Source organism: Halobacillus sp. B23F22_5 (assembly GCF_043497085.1).
In the GTDB taxonomy this organism is placed as follows: domain Bacteria; phylum Bacillota; class Bacilli; order Bacillales; family Halobacillaceae; genus Thalassobacillus.
The window spans coordinates 372,901-388,558 of the sequence record NZ_JBIEKI010000001.1 but is presented as its reverse complement, the minus strand read 5'-3'; the positions used below and the strand labels follow the sequence as shown (position 1 = coordinate 388,558).

Genomic DNA, 15,658 nt, shown 5'->3' with positions numbered 1-15,658 from the left:
TATTTCTATTGTTGAGGGACATGGAACTCAATGATATGGCCATCGGGATCACAGCAGAAAATTTGAGCAAAACCACTGGTACTATCGGGCTTCTCTTTTATTTCAATTTCACTGGCTTTCAAGTGTGCCGCTGTCTCCTGATAGCTGTCCACCCGGAATGCGACATGGTTCCCTCTTGTATCGATATGGCGACCAGGGTTGTAGATAAACCCGGGATCCTCGATTAAATGCAGCTGTTGATGTTCCCCTATCCGGTACCACGCGCCCGGAAATGAGAAATCGGGTCTGTCTTCTTCCACTAACCCTAGTACTTCTCCATAAAAACGCTTCGCTTTTTCCAAATCACTTGTCTTTAAACTGATATGATGAATCATTGCCAGTTTCATATATTTTCTCCTTTCTATGTTACATTACTGATAAATTTATTTAAAACAAACCGACTTTAATAAAATCGACATTCCCGTGAAACATGTTTTCATCGTGTCATGCTTCCGATATAATAAGGTGGTCACAGTATTAATGATAGTATTTATTTTAGTAGGAGGATTTTTATGGATCGTACGCGTTTTCTAGTTCGTGTTTCAGCAATATACGCTTTGATCGGTGCCTTTATCGGATCCCATATGGCAGGCGCAGGAGGATATGAATTCAGAGCAGTTCACGCCCACATCCTTGTTGTCGGGTGGTTATCGCTATTTGCTTTTGCCATCTATTATAAAGTTTTCCCCATCCCGAAAAAATCAGTGCTGGCAACTACTCAAGTTTGGACAGCTTTCATCGGGTCGATTGGACTGACAGCAGGAATGTGGCTCTATTACGTCAAACCTTTCGGGGGAATGGACACTTTCAATCTGATCTTTTTCATTGTGGGCGGATCGATTTTAATGCTTTCCTTCATTGTGTTCGCCATTATGACGTTTGTCCAGGGAAACTATATTTCAGAAGATAACTGATAGGGAGGGAGGCAGGCACATTGATGGAAAAAATTTCTTTTAAGAATTCCCGTCATTTGAATTTGATTGGGGAGTTGTATCCAGCTTCACAGGAGAGGATTGTCATCATGTGCCACGGCTTCACTTCTGATAAGTCTTTAAAAGGCAGATTCGACCGGTTCGCCAAAGCCTTCCACCGTCATGGATTCAGTGTATTGAAATTCGATTTCAGCGGCTGCGGGGAAAGTGATGACGACCGAATCACCCTGCAGAAAGAAATAGATGATTTACAGGCCGCCATATCTTATGTAAAAAACTTAGGTTTTACGCGAATTGGTCTCTATGGTCACAGTCTTGGCAGTAGAGTCTGTCTGGAAAGTTTCACCGAAGGTGTCGAGGTTATCATGCTAAGCGGGGCCCTTACGGGGCCAATCAAATATGAGTGGACCGAACATTTCACGGAAGAACAGCTGGACGATGTGACAGTCAAAGGGTTCCTTGTCGAAAAAACTCCAAGCCTTCACCGGGAGAATATCCAAATCGATCGTCAAATGCTAATGGATTTTGAAACGTGTAACCAACAAAAGCTCTTATCAAAAATCGACTGTCCCGTGTTGATTATCCATGGGGATGCCGACGAGGAAGAAGTAAAACTCTCCAACGTCTCCAGACTAGGGTTGAAATGGCTTCCTCGCTCGTCAAAAATTGAAGTCATCCATGGCGCTGATCATTCATTTTTCGGCTACCTGAATAAAGTAGAAAATTTGCTTATGGACTGGCTGGTAAAACACCTCGCACCATAAATAATACGGTACCCTCCAGCCAATCACTGATCAGTAACTTTAAAGAGGCGATCATCGTCTGCTGCAGGAGAGCCTCTTCCATCGGTATTATTATTGATAAAATAAATCTCCCCGTTTTTAATCGCGACATCGCGGATACGCCCGTATTCATCCGTCATTACCATGGGTTCCAATTCATTCAAGTCCATGGCACGGACAGCCTGCCCACGCAGACTGGCAATGTACAATCGATTACCTTCGATTGCCACTCCGGATGGAGCCCAGGTGTCGGTACCGGTATGGAAGATAGGCGTCACCATACCTTCTTGTTCTTCATCCCCTTTTATCACAGGCCAGCCATAATTACTCCCTGCTTCAATTTTGTTGATCTCATCATGAGCATTGGAACCATGCTCTGATGCATACATTTCTCCATTATCAGTCCATGCGATCCCTTGCGGATTACGATGTCCTAAAGTGTAGACGTAAGAGTTTTCAAAAGGGTTATCCTCTGGTATGCTGCCATCCAAATTCATCCTGAGAATCTTTCCTGCCAGACTTCCCACTTGCTGGGCTGCACGTTGGTCCGAAGCATCGCCAGTAGTAATATACAGCTTGTTATCAGGACCAATTTTTATACGGCCGCCATTATGAAAGCTGGAACCCGGTATACCCTCAATAATCACGTCTACCTCCCGCCATTGTCCATCTTCAAGACGAATGACAATCACCCGATTTTTCGTGGTACCATCCTGTCGATAAGTATGATAAACATAAGCTTCTTTCGTTTCTGCAAAATCAGGACGGAGCTGGAAGCCGAGCAATCCGCCTTCACCTTGCTGGTGAATAGACTTTTCGGTTATGACCTGCTGTCTTTCCTGATTTGTACCTTCTGCCCAGGAGATAATATTCCCCTCTCGTTCCGTGATAAAAAATGTATCCCCGGCGATTTCAATATCCCATGGAGAATTCAAGTTGGCGGTCAGCACTTCAATTGTAGATCTTTTACTGTTATTTTCGTCAGGTGTATTTGTCTCAGGATTCTCATTACTTGAAGAACATCCAGTAACTAAAATCAATGTTAAGAATAAGAGCAACAATTTGTACATGATCCTCCACCTTTCTTACTTCACTTAATTAAAAACCAATCGGCCAATGACTTAATATTTCTTGACCGACTGGTTTTTTAGTTGAAGACTCAGTTTCGAGAGAAACTGCTTCCGTTACATTTGTGAGTGTTTGGAGGTCCTGGAAATCACTCGCTTTCCCAGCCGCCCCCTACTCCTGACTCGGCAACGGACCCGAAGTATCTCGAAATCAAGTCTTCGACTTTTCGTCCCTATTATTGAATAAGTCTTTTATGAAAACTCAGTAACAACGTATAACCGAGCCTTTAGAGTAGATATGGGCCAATGAACACGGTCACCAATAAGAGATGAATACCTACAAAGTAAGTGAATTTCATCGGGATTCCCCAATCTTTCCACTTTCCTTCCTTCTCCATCAGTAGATAGGCTATCACCGCAAACACCGTCAATAGCAACCATGTACTGCCTTGGAAATTCAAGTATTCCGGCATCCTGGCCATCAGCTTTTCAGAAAATAACATGTCATTCCATATTAAGGTCGATAATAAATAAAGCCCTAACGCCGTGTACATAACCCATCTCTTTCCTTCTTCCACTGCTCCACCGAAAGCACCCATCATTAAGAAAATAAACAGAAACGGCCATAAATACCACATAAAAGTGATGAAAAAGGTGAATGGCGCGTACGAAAACATTCCTACCGTCTTTCCAAGAGCGCTGATAAAATCAGCCTGCTTGTACCCTTCTGCTTTTGTGAGCAACGCTTCCTGTCTGGAAGCGACATTAATTTTATTCGCTTCGCCCTTTGCATCAATCCACAGGACAGTATCTCCTCCTACCCTGCTTGGATTCAGAGAACGTTCCGGTGTATTACTCATCCTGGTCACTTTAGTTTGATTTTCAGTCATTTGCAACTCATAAATATTGAAGGCAGGCGTGTCTCTGTAGGTGGTCTTTGTCGCACCATGGGCAGCAAACAAAGCTTTAGCACCATCTTCGTCCAATGAAAGCTGCAAATCACTCCACTCTTTCAAGCTCCCATGACCAAAGGGGTCCTCGGCCTCTACAGTCTGTATAGATAGTTGGCTCCCCTTAAATTCCTCTGCTGTATAGTAATAATGATACTCCGGGGTGCCCGAAACACTTTGTTTTTGGAGCGTACCAATCATCATCCCAAGCTTCCCCTCCTGCACATCAAACGCTACTTCTCTCACAGTTTCGCCTGATTTTACAGGAAAAGTCTTGGCTGCCAATAACTCCATGTTGTGCTGCTCTCCCATTTGATAAACCTTTATACTGGAAGTGCTGTTTCCTGGAGTTACAGTAAGTATATGTAGACCAGCATCCGTTTCCTTAATAAAAATATCTTCTCGTGTGTTATCTAATTCTAAAATGTTCTCAGATTGCAATGTGTCTGGGTCAAGGTGAAGCAATTGATTTTCCTGCAAGTAAAATACATGGTTTTGTACGGGAAAAAAGCCATCAATTTTCGTCAGCTTCTCCCCCTCTTCCCCATGAAAAAGTGTTTGTGAATCAGTATAAATCAAGGTTTCTCCATTGTTATAAACCCGGGAAAACTTTTTATAACCGATGGCATATTGATTTTCGGATTGCATGTTCCACTTTTTGTCATATGTTCTTTCCGTCAATGACCCTTCATGGAAGTAACTGACTATGTAACTATCTTCGTTTTCATATATAAATGGGTCTGTTCTTAGAGGAGTTTCCCCAATTTCAAAACTTCTGCTTACCCCATCACCAGCCGGCTCCGTCACTTTTTGCAAATTTTCAAAAAATAACAAAGCTGCTCCTCCCATTAAAATAATTAGCGGAAAGATCCAATAGCTTTTGTTCTTATACCACATCCAACTCGCACCTCCTATTACTATATTACACGAATGGAGTGGTAAAAAGTTTCAAAAAATGTAAAAAAGAAGGGGATCCCCTTCTTTTTTACGCACTTGCCTTATTTTCTTTTCGTTTTTTTCTTATATCTATTTTTGTCAAAATAGATACGATTAAAGCTATGACGAAAAATCCAGCGAAGTAAAGCAAGCTGCTTTCATAACTTCCTGTCGTATCTTTCATCCATGCAGCAAAAACCGGTCCGACTAAGCCTGCTGCGGCCCATGCTGTCAGAAGGAATCCGTGGATTGCTCCCAATTCTTTTGTACCAAACAAGTCACCGATAAATGCAGGAAGTGTAGAAAATCCACCGCCATAACAAGTATAGATAACTGCAAGAAAAATAACGAACAATGCCGTTACAGTTGTCCATGGCAAGAGGATGAATAATGCTATTTGCAGGATGAAGAAAATCAAATACGTGTTCCCTCTTCCAATATAGTCAGAAAGACTTGCCCAACCAATTCTGCCTCCTCCATTGAAGATACCCATGACCCCCACAAGGGTAGCGGCAGCCGCTGTACTCATCCCGACACTTTCAACTGCTAAAGGCTTTGCTGCGGAAATAACCGCAATCCCACAGGTAACGTTTATGAACAACATAATCCATAAATAATAAAAACGCTTCGTTTTGATTGCTTCTTTCGCGCTTAGGTAAGCGAGGTCTTTTTTGTTATCTTCCCCTGTATCACCTTCAAATCCTTCCGGTTTCCAACCCTCAGGCGGACGCTCGATATACAAAGAAGATAAGATCATGATAATGAAGTAACTGACACCCAAAATATAAAAGGTCATCGCAATACCAACAGCGCTAATTAAAAAATCCATTACCGGGCTTGCTATAGCAGCAGCAAAACCGAAGCCCATGATTGCCATCCCGGTTGCCAAACCGCGTCGGTCCGGAAACCATTTAACTAAGGTCGATACCGGAGCGATATACCCGACACCAAGGCCGACTCCACCTAATACTCCATAGAAGATATACAGCAGCCATAGTGATCCCATCTGGACGGCAAAACCAGAACCAGCTACCCCAATCCCAAAAAAGATAGCAGCCGTAATTCCGGCGACCCGGGGACCATATTTTTCAACAAACCAACCCAAAAAAGCTGCAGATAAGCCTAAAAATAAAATCGCGAGACTAAATGTGAATTGTACTTGACTGGAAGACCAGCCAAACTTTTCCCCTAAAGGTGTAGTGAAGTTGCTCCATGCATAGACCGATCCGATTGAAATATGGATGCCAACCGCACACAAAGCAATTAACCAGCGGTTCTTTACTTTTTGATTCGACATAACAAACCCTCCGTCACAAATTCATAAATATGGATTAGACAACTAATATTGACATTTCCCTTATCCGCTTTCATAAAACTTAAAAATTCACAAAAAATTCATATTTAAACCTTAGGGTTATCCTTCCCTATATTTTTTTGGATATAAAAAAAAGACGCAATTGATGCGTCAATTTTTCAGGTGATTTTACAATGTGTATTATTTCCCCGGAAATAATGACGGCCTTCCTCATTTATTGACAACATAATGAGACCATTCCGGAGGGAAAAGACTTAAATATTTATTTGTCAGGAAACGATCATCTACTAACAAGATGCTGCCGTGGTCCTCTTCTGACCGAATCAACCTGCCTCCGGCTTGAAGCACTTTATTCATACCAGGATAAACATAAGCATACTCATAGCCGTTTTTACCTTTTTCATTGAAATAATCCTTAATTAAATCACGTTCCATACTTCTAGGGGCCAGACCTATCCCAACGATTGCAACTCCGTTCAAACGATCTCCTCGTAAATCCACCCCTTCGGAAAACACTCCGCCAAGCACAGCAAAACCGACAAGCTTTTGGTCTTCTTCTTGAAAGCTTCCTAAAAAGTCATCACGTTCTTGCTCCGTCATTCCTTGGCTTTGGATAATCGAACGGAATTTCCCTCCTTGCTTGTTCCGTTTTAACCATTCTGAATAAATAAGTTCCATATAATGATAAGAAGGAAAGAAAAATAAATGGTTTCCCTTCACCCTTTCTACCATTTCATATAAGCTATCTGCCAGCTTAACACTGGTTTTTTCCCGGTCTTTATACCTGGTCGACAACGGCTGGACAGTAATGTCTACCTGGTTATAGTCGTAAGGGGAGCCTAATTGTAAGATATAATCTTCTTTTTTCCCGCCCAGCATATCTTTGTAATATGGAAAAGGGGATAACGTAGCAGAAAAAAACACAGAAGCTCCATATTGTTTACTGACCTCGTTCAGTAAATAAGAGGGATCGACACAAAACAAATGCAGGTCTACATTGTTTTTTTCAATGCTGCCATAGATGACATAATGATCATCTACCAGCTGAAGAATTTTCAGGAAGTTTTGTGCTTCAAAATAGGTTTCCAGCAACAAATCGTTTTGTTCTCTCTCCGGTTCCTCCCTTAATTCTTGTTCCGCTTGTGCTACAAAATGATCGATCGCTTCTTCCATCATTCCCGGCACTTCTTCTAACAGAAAGTTCTGTTCTATTTTGTGATCGGCAAGCAAGGTATCAAAAGCTGCTTCGACATAACCAACCGCTTCTGACAGCTCTCCACCTGCATAAAGCTCCTTCAAATCATAAAATGCACCACTGGCCAGGTCAGAGGAAAACATACCCCGGGATCTTTCGACAAGATTATGAGCTTCATCCACAAGTAAGGCTGTTTGCTTCCTATCTTCGTTTACCATCCTTTTCAAGGAAACCCTCGGGTCGAAAATATAGTTGTAATCTCCAATAACTACATCGACGATATAAGCAAGATCGAGAGAAAATTCGAACGGACAAACCCGGTGTTTTCTTGCATATTCCTCGATCACCCCTCGAGTCATCTGTGTTTCATTCCTTAAAATATCAAGGATGGCTCCGTTTACTCTGTCATAATACCCATCTGCGAATTCACAGTATTCCGGTTGGCAGATCGTTTCTTCTTGAAAACATATTTTATCTTTGGCCGTCAGTGTAACCGACCTGAGGCGAAGCCCATTCTCCTCCATCAACGCTAGCGCTTCTTCGGCTGTCATTCTGGTTATTGTTTTCGCAGTAAGGTAAAAGAGACGTTCTGTGTCTGTATCTCCCATTACCTTTATGGCAGGAAAAAGGGTGGATATAGTTTTTCCAATGCCAGTTGGAGCCTGTCCGAATAAGTTCCGTTCTTCTTTGATTGTTTTGTATACCGCCCCCGCCAATTTTCGCTGACCAGGCCGATACGTGGAGAATGGAAATTTCAGGTCAGAGATACTTTGATGCTTCTCTTCCCTAATATGGGCAAGAATCCGGGCATAGGAAGTGTAGGAAGCTATGGTTTCATCCATAAAGGCTGATAGTTCTTCAAATGAGCAAGTTTGTATGAATCGCTTTTTTTCTTTAGTAGTTTTCTGAACATAAGTCAACTGAACTTTTATTTCGTCGAGTTGATGATCCAGCGCATAGATATACGCATACCCCTTAGCCTGGGCCCAATATACCGGAAAGCTGTCTCTCGTCAATTCTTCAAGTGGCATGGATGTCGACTTAATTTCATCGATTATCACACTTGTTTCAGTTTTCAACAGACCGTCACAACGGCCGTGTACAATGATTGTCATTCCCTCTTTTTTGAATTCTGTCTTTAAAAAGACCTCTTTTTCGTCTTGTTCCTTATACTCTCTCTGGATGTGCTGATGTATGAGCGTTCCTTCCATAAGTGAACTACTCGAACGAAAACGGTTATCGATATTGCCCCCACGATAGACATATTCGACTAAGGAACGGACAGATATTTTCATCTCTTTCATGATATTTTCCCCTTCAATCATCATTAAATCCATTGGCCACGGACAATTTGTCCTCATTAAAATCGAAACATGTATAATAAACGTTTGTCTATCAGAATATTACTGTAATAAGGAAACAAAATAATTTCCACAAACCAGTGGGAAAGCATATAATATAGTAAAACAGACGATACAGGTGTGATACTGTGAAAAACAAATCATTTTTACTTATAATCACGGCCATCATTCTAGTGACAGGCCTTTTTATTATAGCCATTTCACAAGAACAGCCTGCTACTAATAATGATACGGCTCATGAGAACCAAGAGCAAGCAGACGATACAACTGAACCCGAGAAGAAAGAAGATAGTCCTGAAAATGACGATGGTAACGAAAAAGAAGAAGACAAGACGCTTGGAGAAGATATAAAAGAGTCATTTACAGACGCGCTTGAAAATGCAGTAGGCTTGTTTCTTAAAAAGGATTTGAAAATAGTGGCAATTGGCGATTCCCTAACCCAAGGGGTCGGGGATGACACAGAGAAGGGTGGCTATGTCGGCATTCTTGAAGAAAATTTGCGGAATGAAGAGCTGAATCCTAACCTAAGGATCGAAAATTACGGTAAACGTGGAAATCGTACCGACCAGCTTATCAAACGTATGCAAACGGAAGAAATATCCACTTCTTTGGAAGATGCGGACATTGTTTTAATTACAATCGGTGCCAATGATGTCATGAAAGTCATTAAAGATAACTTTCAAAATTTGGATTATCAAGATTTTGTAGAAGTCCAAGATCAGTATAAACAAAATTTAGAGGAAATATTTCAAATGATACTAGAGAAAAACCCGGATGCAAGTATTTATCACTTAGGTCTTTTCAACCCGTTTGAAGGGTATTTCACTAACATTCCTGAAATGGGACAAATTATGAGCGATTGGAATCAAATCGGAATTGAAGTGTCGGAAGAATACGACGCGGTTACATTTATTCCTATTGAAGATCTCTTTATGAACCCGGAAGAAACGTTGTTGTGGGAAGATCATTTCCACCCGAATAAAAAAGGCTATAAACTTATTGCCGAGCGCGTGTTAGAATATATAAGACCGGATATTGAGCAAAATCAATAACCCGATTGAAATTCATAATTTATCAGGTGGAATGATATGAAATTTATAGACTTTAAAAATAAATGGAAAGTATTATTCTTGGCACTCGCAGCTCTGAACATTGGTATTATTATTTGGATTTTAGCTTTAATTTTTTTACCTACTTCCTATACGATCGTCAATGTAGATGACCAAAAGAAAACGGAAGAAGCTGAATTCACGATTGTATCGACCAAAGAAAACCTTGAACAGCTCGTCAACGAGTTTTTAAGCCAGCTCCCCAGTGATGATGACTTGAACTACTCCGTGTCATTAGAGCGTAATGTAGAATTGAAAGGCAATATCAAAGCATTTGACCAAAAAATCCCATTAAAAATGAACTTTGAACCTATTGTTCAAGAAAACGGAGATGTCGTCCTCCAACAAGAGGGAATATCACTGGGAAAGCTGCCACTTCCTAATAAGAAAGTATTGGAGTATGTCAATAAGAGTTTTGATCTCCCTGAATGGGTGATGATAAACCCTAACGATGAAACTATCTATGTTGCAGTCACCGAGATGAAACCCGCCAGTAACTTCGACCTCCGTGTAGATCGTTTTAATCTGAAGACAAACCAGCTTGCATTTAAAATCAGAGTTCCGAACCATAGCTTCCGATTCGCACAGGAATTTGCAAAGGAAAACTTTTGAACGTAAATCACCCCCCTGCTTTCATGATAACAGGGGGGTGATTTCGTTCTTATTCATATAAATCTCTCGATACGTGTTTTAAAAAAGGACTCATTTCTCCTATATAACAAATATCCAACTCATGCATAGCCCTTGTGCATGCAGTATAAAACAGCTTCCGTTCACTTTCCTGGTAATAAGTGGAGACAGAGGCATCCGGGACAATAACAGAATCAAATTCAATCCCTTTAGCCAAATAGACAGGCAGAACCATTAAGCCTTTTTCAAAAGGCTGTGATTCTTTATAGATGAAACGAAGAGAGAATTCACCTTCTAAATTTGCTACAATATCCTGACATTCCTCTTTAGTCTTGCCGAGGATTGCTATGGTTTCCTGCCCTTCCTTCTGTCTTTCCTTGATAACCTTTTTCAATTGATCTACCTGCTCCGTTCGCTTATGCAGCCCATAAAGACGCGGAAGCCGTCCGTCTCGATTAAAAGCCTCGATTTCATGGCCACCAGGAATAAGTCTGCTCGTAAAGTGGACAATTGGCTTTGTGGAACGATAACTGCGCATCAGCTGTAAGCGCTCCACATTCTTATAACCACCTGCTGCCTCAAGAACGGTTGGAGCCTCTCCTACATTAGCCAATATTGCCTGGTTATAGTCCCCCAACAGTGTGAAGTGCGCATTTGGAAAGAGCTGCTGGATGAATTCAAATTGAAACGGGGAGTAATCCTGTGCTTCATCGATGAATACATATTGGATTATTGGATTAATTTTTCTTCCTTCTATTTGATCCTGCAAGTATAAATACGGCGTAATATCTTCTGCTGGAAGTGTTTTTGATTGAATTGCAGAAATCGTATCTTCCCCTATCTTTTTCCAATTATCTGGATAATCCACTGGTAAATCTTGTTCGAATAACCCTTGATATAACTTTTTCATGTGAATAAATTTCAAATTCTTGATTTTATTACGTAATGGCCGAAGACTTCGCTCCACAATCATTTTCGCCAACATTTGCTCTTCCCGCTGATAATCATCAAAAGTTTCTTCATTGAAACGTTGATTCTTTTGCAACTCTTTGAATGCGTCCAAATAATCTTTTTTATCCATAAAAGAAGCTTCTTCTACCGGCCAATCTTTCGTTAATTCTTCGTTAGCTAACTCGTCGATCTTGGCTAACAGCCAATCCATTACCAGCTCTATTTTATTTGGAATCGACATGTTTGCATTTAACTGATAAAAGTAATCGGAAATCTCTGTCCCACTGACTACCAGCTCACCTCGGAACTTGATATTGCGGAAACTCATGCCCTTTGTTGCGAGTTTAATGGCATATTGGTCTATCATCTGCTTGAATGCCAGGCCAGCCTTATAATGAATGCCATCAATCCTGGCATCATAGTTCTTTGCAGCTTGCGATGATAACAGATACTCCAACTGTTCGAATGGTGATTCCAGTGTATATTCATCATCCAGCCGTTGTGCAGCATATTCTTGAAATGTATTTTGCCGCATGTTTTCTTCTCCAAGCTCAGGCAATACAGAAGACACATAACTGATGAACATTTGGTTTGGCGAGAATAGCAAAACTTGATCAGCACGAATTGTCTTACGGTAGCGGTATAGTAAATAGGCAATGCGCTGCATGGCAGCAGAAGTTTTTCCGCTTCCGGCGACTCCCTGTACAACAAGCATGTTATTTTTCTCATAGCGAATGATTTGGTTTTGTTCTTTTTGAATTGTTGCCACGATGCTTTTCATTTGAGAGGTAGCATTTCCGCCAAGTACCTGCTGGAGAAGTTCATCACCTATCGTCAGACCTGTATCAAACATACCGGTGATTTTACCATTTCTAATTAAGAATTGGCGTTTGAGTTCCATCTCACCTTTCATCTTGCCTTCAGGAGTTTCGTATTGTGCGGGTCCAGGAGAGTAGTCATAATACATACTGGCAATTGGAGCGCGCCAATCGTAAATGAGGAAATCATCCTCCTCCTTATCCATAAGAGAGCCAATACCGATATACACCGTTTCTTTCTGACCACCTTGCTCGGTAAAATCAATCCGGCCAAAATATGGTGAGTCTTCCAGGCGGCTGTATAGTTTGATCGACTTATAGAATTGCCCATGGCTCCGCTCACGTTCGGATAAGAGCTCTGCTTGCTGTTTTATACTGGCATAAGTCTCAATCACTTCGTCCGGTTCATCAATATTGACGGTGACATCATCCCAGAAGTTTTTCCTTAAATCAATGATGTTTTCTTTGAGTTGCCCGGTATTTTCTTCAAGCGATTGTCTTTTTGCCCGAATAAGCTCGATAATTTCTTTAACACGCGCTTGTTCCTGTTTCCATATACGGGTGTTTTTCTCCAATGGCCACACTCCCCATCTTTTCTATCTATTCCTGTTGACAATGACTGATTGGTGTAGTAAAATTATAATTGGATAAATTTAAAATTTTACAAAACTTGAATAGACGTATCTTATTCTACTATACGTTGAAAGAAGAAACAATATGAAAAGGGCACTTTTGTGCCCTTTTTTATATGAGCATGTTAATCCCTATCACCTTAGTAGGTATTATAGCTTAAGATATGTTAAAATCTTTATATATACAGATGTAAAGGAAGTGACGGTATGAAAGTTGTAAATAATATGGCAGAATTGATCGGAGATACACCACTAGTCAAGCTGAATCGACTTTCTCCGGAAAATGGTGCAGATATATACTTGAAACTTGAAATGTTCAACCCTAGCGGAAGTGTTAAAGACCGTGCTGCTTATAATATGATTGTAGAAGCTGAAAAAGCAGGTCATTTGAAAGAAGGATCAGTAATCATTGAACCGACAAGCGGAAATACCGGGATAGGATTGGCTATGAGCGCTGCGGCAAGAGGCTATCGAGCAATCCTAGTCATGCCGGATACCATGACACAGGAACGAATCAATTTATTAAAAGCGTACGGTGCGGAAATCGTGCTGACGCCAGGAGCTGATAAAATGCCTGGCGCCATTGAAAAAGCAAAAGAATTAGTAGCTGAAACTCCGGGCGGGTTCATGCCGATGCAATTTGAAAATGAAGCCAACCCTGATGCCCATCGTCACACTACAGCTACAGAAATTATTAAAGCGATGGAAGAATTAGGCAAACCTTTATCTGCATTTGTATCCACAGCCGGTACAGGTGGAACGATTACAGGAACGGGAGAAGAACTAAAAAAACATTTTACCGATATGACCATCCATGTAGCAGAACCAGCAGGATCCCCTGTATTATCAGGCGGAAAGCCAGGCAAGCATAAACTCGTCGGCACTAGCCCTGGTTTCATCCCAAGCATTTTGAACCAGGGAGTCTATGATGAAATTTTCAAAATTGAAGATGACGATGCTTACGATATTACCCGTCGGTTAGCACGAGAAGAAGGAATTCTCGTTGGAACTTCCGCAGGTGCTGCCTGCTATGCGGCTATCCAGGTCGCAAAACGGAAGGATCCCGGTGAAGTGATCGTTGCCATCGCCCCAGATACAGGTGAACGTTACCTATCCGGTGACCTTTTCCGTATATGAAAACAAGCAGCCCGATTCATTAATGAATTCGGGCTGCTCTTTTCATATTTATGTTTCATCTTTTCCTATACAAATCAGCAACGTTTCAATTACTAGACACCAAGCCCCTTCTACATACGATACAAATCGCGAAAACGTAAATGCCATCCTAAGTGGTAGGACAGCACCCTTAACAGGATAATCGCAAAGAACAACAGGTACATTTCAAAAGTATCGTCGATATCCACCCAACCGAGACCAATCACTCCCCCGGCAAAAAGGGCCCATACAGCATAGATTTCCTGGTGCAGGACCATCGGTTTCCGTTGGGCTAGAACATCCCTCGTCATGCCCCCGCCAACTCCTGTCAATATAGCTGCAAAAATTATTCCGCCGAGCGGGAATCCCGCAGCAATCGCAAAGGCAGCTCCCTGGATTGCGAAAGCAGACAAACCAATAGCATCCAGATAGATGTTCCAGCGATCCCAAAACATCACCCAGTTTTTAGGGAAAAAGTAAACGATAGCTATCGTCGACACAGCTATATAAAATAGATACCCCTGCTCCCACACATGGACTACCGGTACGTCTAAGGCGATATTCCTGATGATTCCACCCGCGAAAGGCGTGGCGATCCCCAACATAAAAGTGCCAAATATATCGTATCGCTCGCTTAAAGCAACAATTGCTCCGCTAAAAGCAAAAGCAGCAACAGCAAAAATATTAAGTAATTCCCAAGCCATTATAAATTTCTCCTTGTAATCAACTATACTTTATATTATCAGGATTGACTGGGGACCACCAATGATTATTATATTTCTTCCCTTTACTCCGATGCACTCTTGTAATCGAGTCTTCCTATAAATCCTCCTCTGGGGTTCCAGAAAAAACTTCCATACCATCACTAGAAATATTAAAACTATCGGTTAATAGAATTTATATAGAATTATCCTGACCCCCTGAGACGTTAAAAGTACCTTATACCTATCTTTTTCCCTACTTTTCTATTAGTGTTGCAATTTGCCACAAGGAAATCTGATAATTATGCAGAATTACTATCTATAGAAGTATGGCTACAGTGAGGAAGCGGTTAAATGAGAACATGGCTGATCAAGCTCAGAAAAGATAAAATGTACACCCAGCAGGAAGTAGCATCAAAGGTTCATATCGACCGGGCTTACTACGCTCAAATCGAAAATGGCACACGTAATCCAAGTATATTCGTCGCTAAACAAATTGCAGACTTCTTCCATATTCATCCGTCTGTTTTTTTCACAGAACATATCAGTGATCCTTTTCAAACCGCCTTGCTAAGCTCTCCGGTGGTATTGGCCCATTGCGGAACCGATTTACGTTATACCTGGGTTTTTAACGCCCCTTCTCATTACAGTGAAAATTCCCTGTTGGGAAAACGGGATGATGAACTGGATTCCAGTGAGGGAACACTCTCCCTAATGGAAATGAAACACTCTGTAATCAAGGAAGGAAATCCTCTTCGACGTACCATACGTTTTCCATTACCGGAAGGAACTATCATCTACGATATTTTCGCCCAGCCTATATATGATGAAGAAGGTAATATTACCGGCGCTGCAACCTGTGCCACAAAGCTTTCCTGACTTTTGAAAGGAGTACCTATGCATGGAAAACCTATCCTATGAAATGTTAATTCAAGCTTATCGCGCTGCACTTAAGCTGAATGTGGATGATGAGTTTATAGAGCTCTTGCAACAAGAAATGAGGCGCCGGGAAAGGAAACAGGATAATACTCCAGGTTTCCGTACTACACGATGATCCATAGCCCAGCATGTACTTCTTCTGCATC

Annotated in this window: 14 protein-coding genes; 7 read left to right on the top strand and 7 right to left on the bottom strand. The window is 41.4% G+C overall.

Annotated elements, in window-relative coordinates; translation table 11 throughout:
- Positions 1-5: 5 nt before the first annotated feature.
- Positions 6-386, bottom strand: coding sequence for a VOC family protein (locus ACGTN9_RS01855; protein WP_499589961.1), 381 nt, complete (start codon positions 384-386; stop codon positions 6-8).
- Between the two features lie 165 nt (positions 387-551).
- Between ACGTN9_RS01855 and ACGTN9_RS01850 the strand changes: the two genes are divergently transcribed.
- Positions 552-953, top strand: a complete 402-nt coding sequence (locus ACGTN9_RS01850) for a hypothetical protein (RefSeq protein ID WP_499589959.1) — start codon at positions 552-554, stop codon at positions 951-953.
- Between the two features lie 23 nt (positions 954-976).
- On the top strand, positions 977-1,735 hold the full coding sequence (locus tag ACGTN9_RS01845; protein ID WP_499590502.1) for an alpha/beta hydrolase: 759 nt from the start codon (positions 977-979) through the stop codon (positions 1,733-1,735).
- Between the two features lie 23 nt (positions 1,736-1,758).
- On the opposite strand, the gene ACGTN9_RS01840 is transcribed toward ACGTN9_RS01845, so the two are convergent.
- The 4 genes from ACGTN9_RS01840 to ACGTN9_RS01825 form a co-directional block, all read right to left on the bottom strand.
- Positions 1,759-2,823, bottom strand: a complete 1,065-nt coding sequence (locus ACGTN9_RS01840) for a PQQ-dependent sugar dehydrogenase (protein ID WP_499589957.1) — start codon at positions 2,821-2,823, stop codon at positions 1,759-1,761.
- Between the two features lie 284 nt (positions 2,824-3,107).
- Positions 3,108-4,667, bottom strand: coding sequence for a hypothetical protein (locus ACGTN9_RS01835; protein WP_499589955.1), 1,560 nt, complete (start codon positions 4,665-4,667; stop codon positions 3,108-3,110).
- A gap of 88 nt (positions 4,668-4,755) precedes the next feature.
- Entirely contained in the window at positions 4,756-6,003 is a 1,248-nt protein-coding gene (locus ACGTN9_RS01830; RefSeq protein WP_499589953.1) for an L-lactate MFS transporter, read from the bottom strand.
- A 228-nt stretch (positions 6,004-6,231) separates the two neighbouring features.
- On the bottom strand, positions 6,232-8,520 hold the full coding sequence (locus tag ACGTN9_RS01825) for an ATP-dependent DNA helicase (RefSeq protein WP_499589951.1): 2,289 nt from the start codon (positions 8,518-8,520) through the stop codon (positions 6,232-6,234).
- 185 nt (positions 8,521-8,705) lie between these two features.
- Between ACGTN9_RS01825 and ACGTN9_RS01820 the strand changes: the two genes are divergently transcribed.
- Together ACGTN9_RS01820 and ACGTN9_RS01815 are read left to right on the top strand one after the other, a co-directional pair.
- Complete coding sequence (locus ACGTN9_RS01820) at positions 8,706-9,629, top strand: SGNH/GDSL hydrolase family protein (protein ID WP_499589949.1); 924 nt, start codon at positions 8,706-8,708, stop codon at positions 9,627-9,629.
- 36 nt (positions 9,630-9,665) lie between these two features.
- On the top strand, positions 9,666-10,298 hold the full coding sequence (locus ACGTN9_RS01815) for a YpmS family protein (RefSeq protein ID WP_499589947.1): 633 nt from the start codon (positions 9,666-9,668) through the stop codon (positions 10,296-10,298).
- A gap of 49 nt (positions 10,299-10,347) precedes the next feature.
- Here ACGTN9_RS01815 and helD read toward each other — a convergent pair whose 3' ends face one another.
- A complete protein-coding gene (helD, locus tag ACGTN9_RS01810; protein ID WP_499589945.1) occupies positions 10,348-12,660 on the bottom strand; it encodes an RNA polymerase recycling motor HelD in 2,313 nt (770 codons plus the stop codon).
- 264 nt (positions 12,661-12,924) lie between these two features.
- On the opposite strand from helD, the gene cysK reads away from it, so the two are divergent.
- A complete protein-coding gene (gene cysK, locus ACGTN9_RS01805; RefSeq protein ID WP_499589942.1) occupies positions 12,925-13,854 on the top strand; it encodes a cysteine synthase A in 930 nt (309 codons plus the stop codon).
- 110 nt (positions 13,855-13,964) lie between these two features.
- On the opposite strand, the gene ACGTN9_RS01800 is transcribed toward cysK, so the two are convergent.
- A complete protein-coding gene (locus tag ACGTN9_RS01800; RefSeq protein WP_499589941.1) occupies positions 13,965-14,576 on the bottom strand; it encodes a trimeric intracellular cation channel family protein in 612 nt (203 codons plus the stop codon).
- Between the two features lie 351 nt (positions 14,577-14,927).
- Here ACGTN9_RS01800 and ACGTN9_RS01795 point away from each other — a divergent pair, with 351 nt between their 5' ends.
- Positions 14,928-15,452, top strand: a complete 525-nt coding sequence (locus ACGTN9_RS01795) for a helix-turn-helix domain-containing protein (RefSeq protein WP_499589939.1) — start codon at positions 14,928-14,930, stop codon at positions 15,450-15,452.
- Between the two features lie 22 nt (positions 15,453-15,474).
- The gene (locus tag ACGTN9_RS01790) at positions 15,475-15,627 is read left to right on the top strand and encodes a sporulation histidine kinase inhibitor Sda (protein WP_499589937.1); all 153 of its coding nucleotides are present in this window, start codon (positions 15,475-15,477) and stop codon (positions 15,625-15,627) included.
- The last annotated feature ends 31 nt before the right edge of the window (positions 15,628-15,658 follow it).

What these genes read in the sequence shown, in the direction of transcription:
- ACGTN9_RS01815 (WP_499589947.1), top strand. Translation starts at nt 9,666, where the DNA reads ATGAAATTTATAGACTTTAAAAATAAATGGAAAGTATTATTCTTGGCA.
- ACGTN9_RS01850 (WP_499589959.1), top strand. Translation starts at nt 552, where the DNA reads ATGGATCGTACGCGTTTTCTAGTTCGTGTTTCAGCAATATACGCTTTG.
- ACGTN9_RS01825 (WP_499589951.1), bottom strand. Translation starts at nt 8,520, where the DNA reads ATGAAAGAGATGAAAATATCTGTCCGTTCCTTAGTCGAATATGTCTAT.
- ACGTN9_RS01835 (WP_499589955.1), bottom strand. Translation starts at nt 4,667, where the DNA reads ATGTGGTATAAGAACAAAAGCTATTGGATCTTTCCGCTAATTATTTTA.
- ACGTN9_RS01830 (WP_499589953.1), bottom strand. Translation starts at nt 6,003, where the DNA reads ATGTCGAATCAAAAAGTAAAGAACCGCTGGTTAATTGCTTTGTGTGCG.
- ACGTN9_RS01800 (WP_499589941.1), bottom strand. Translation starts at nt 14,576, where the DNA reads ATGGCTTGGGAATTACTTAATATTTTTGCTGTTGCTGCTTTTGCTTTT.
- cysK (WP_499589942.1), top strand. Translation starts at nt 12,925, where the DNA reads ATGAAAGTTGTAAATAATATGGCAGAATTGATCGGAGATACACCACTA.
- ACGTN9_RS01790 (WP_499589937.1), top strand. Translation starts at nt 15,475, where the DNA reads ATGGAAAACCTATCCTATGAAATGTTAATTCAAGCTTATCGCGCTGCA.
- ACGTN9_RS01840 (WP_499589957.1), bottom strand. Translation starts at nt 2,823, where the DNA reads ATGTACAAATTGTTGCTCTTATTCTTAACATTGATTTTAGTTACTGGA.
- ACGTN9_RS01845 (WP_499590502.1), top strand. Translation starts at nt 977, where the DNA reads ATGGAAAAAATTTCTTTTAAGAATTCCCGTCATTTGAATTTGATTGGG.
- ACGTN9_RS01855 (WP_499589961.1), bottom strand. Translation starts at nt 386, where the DNA reads ATGAAACTGGCAATGATTCATCATATCAGTTTAAAGACAAGTGATTTG.
- ACGTN9_RS01795 (WP_499589939.1), top strand. Translation starts at nt 14,928, where the DNA reads ATGAGAACATGGCTGATCAAGCTCAGAAAAGATAAAATGTACACCCAG.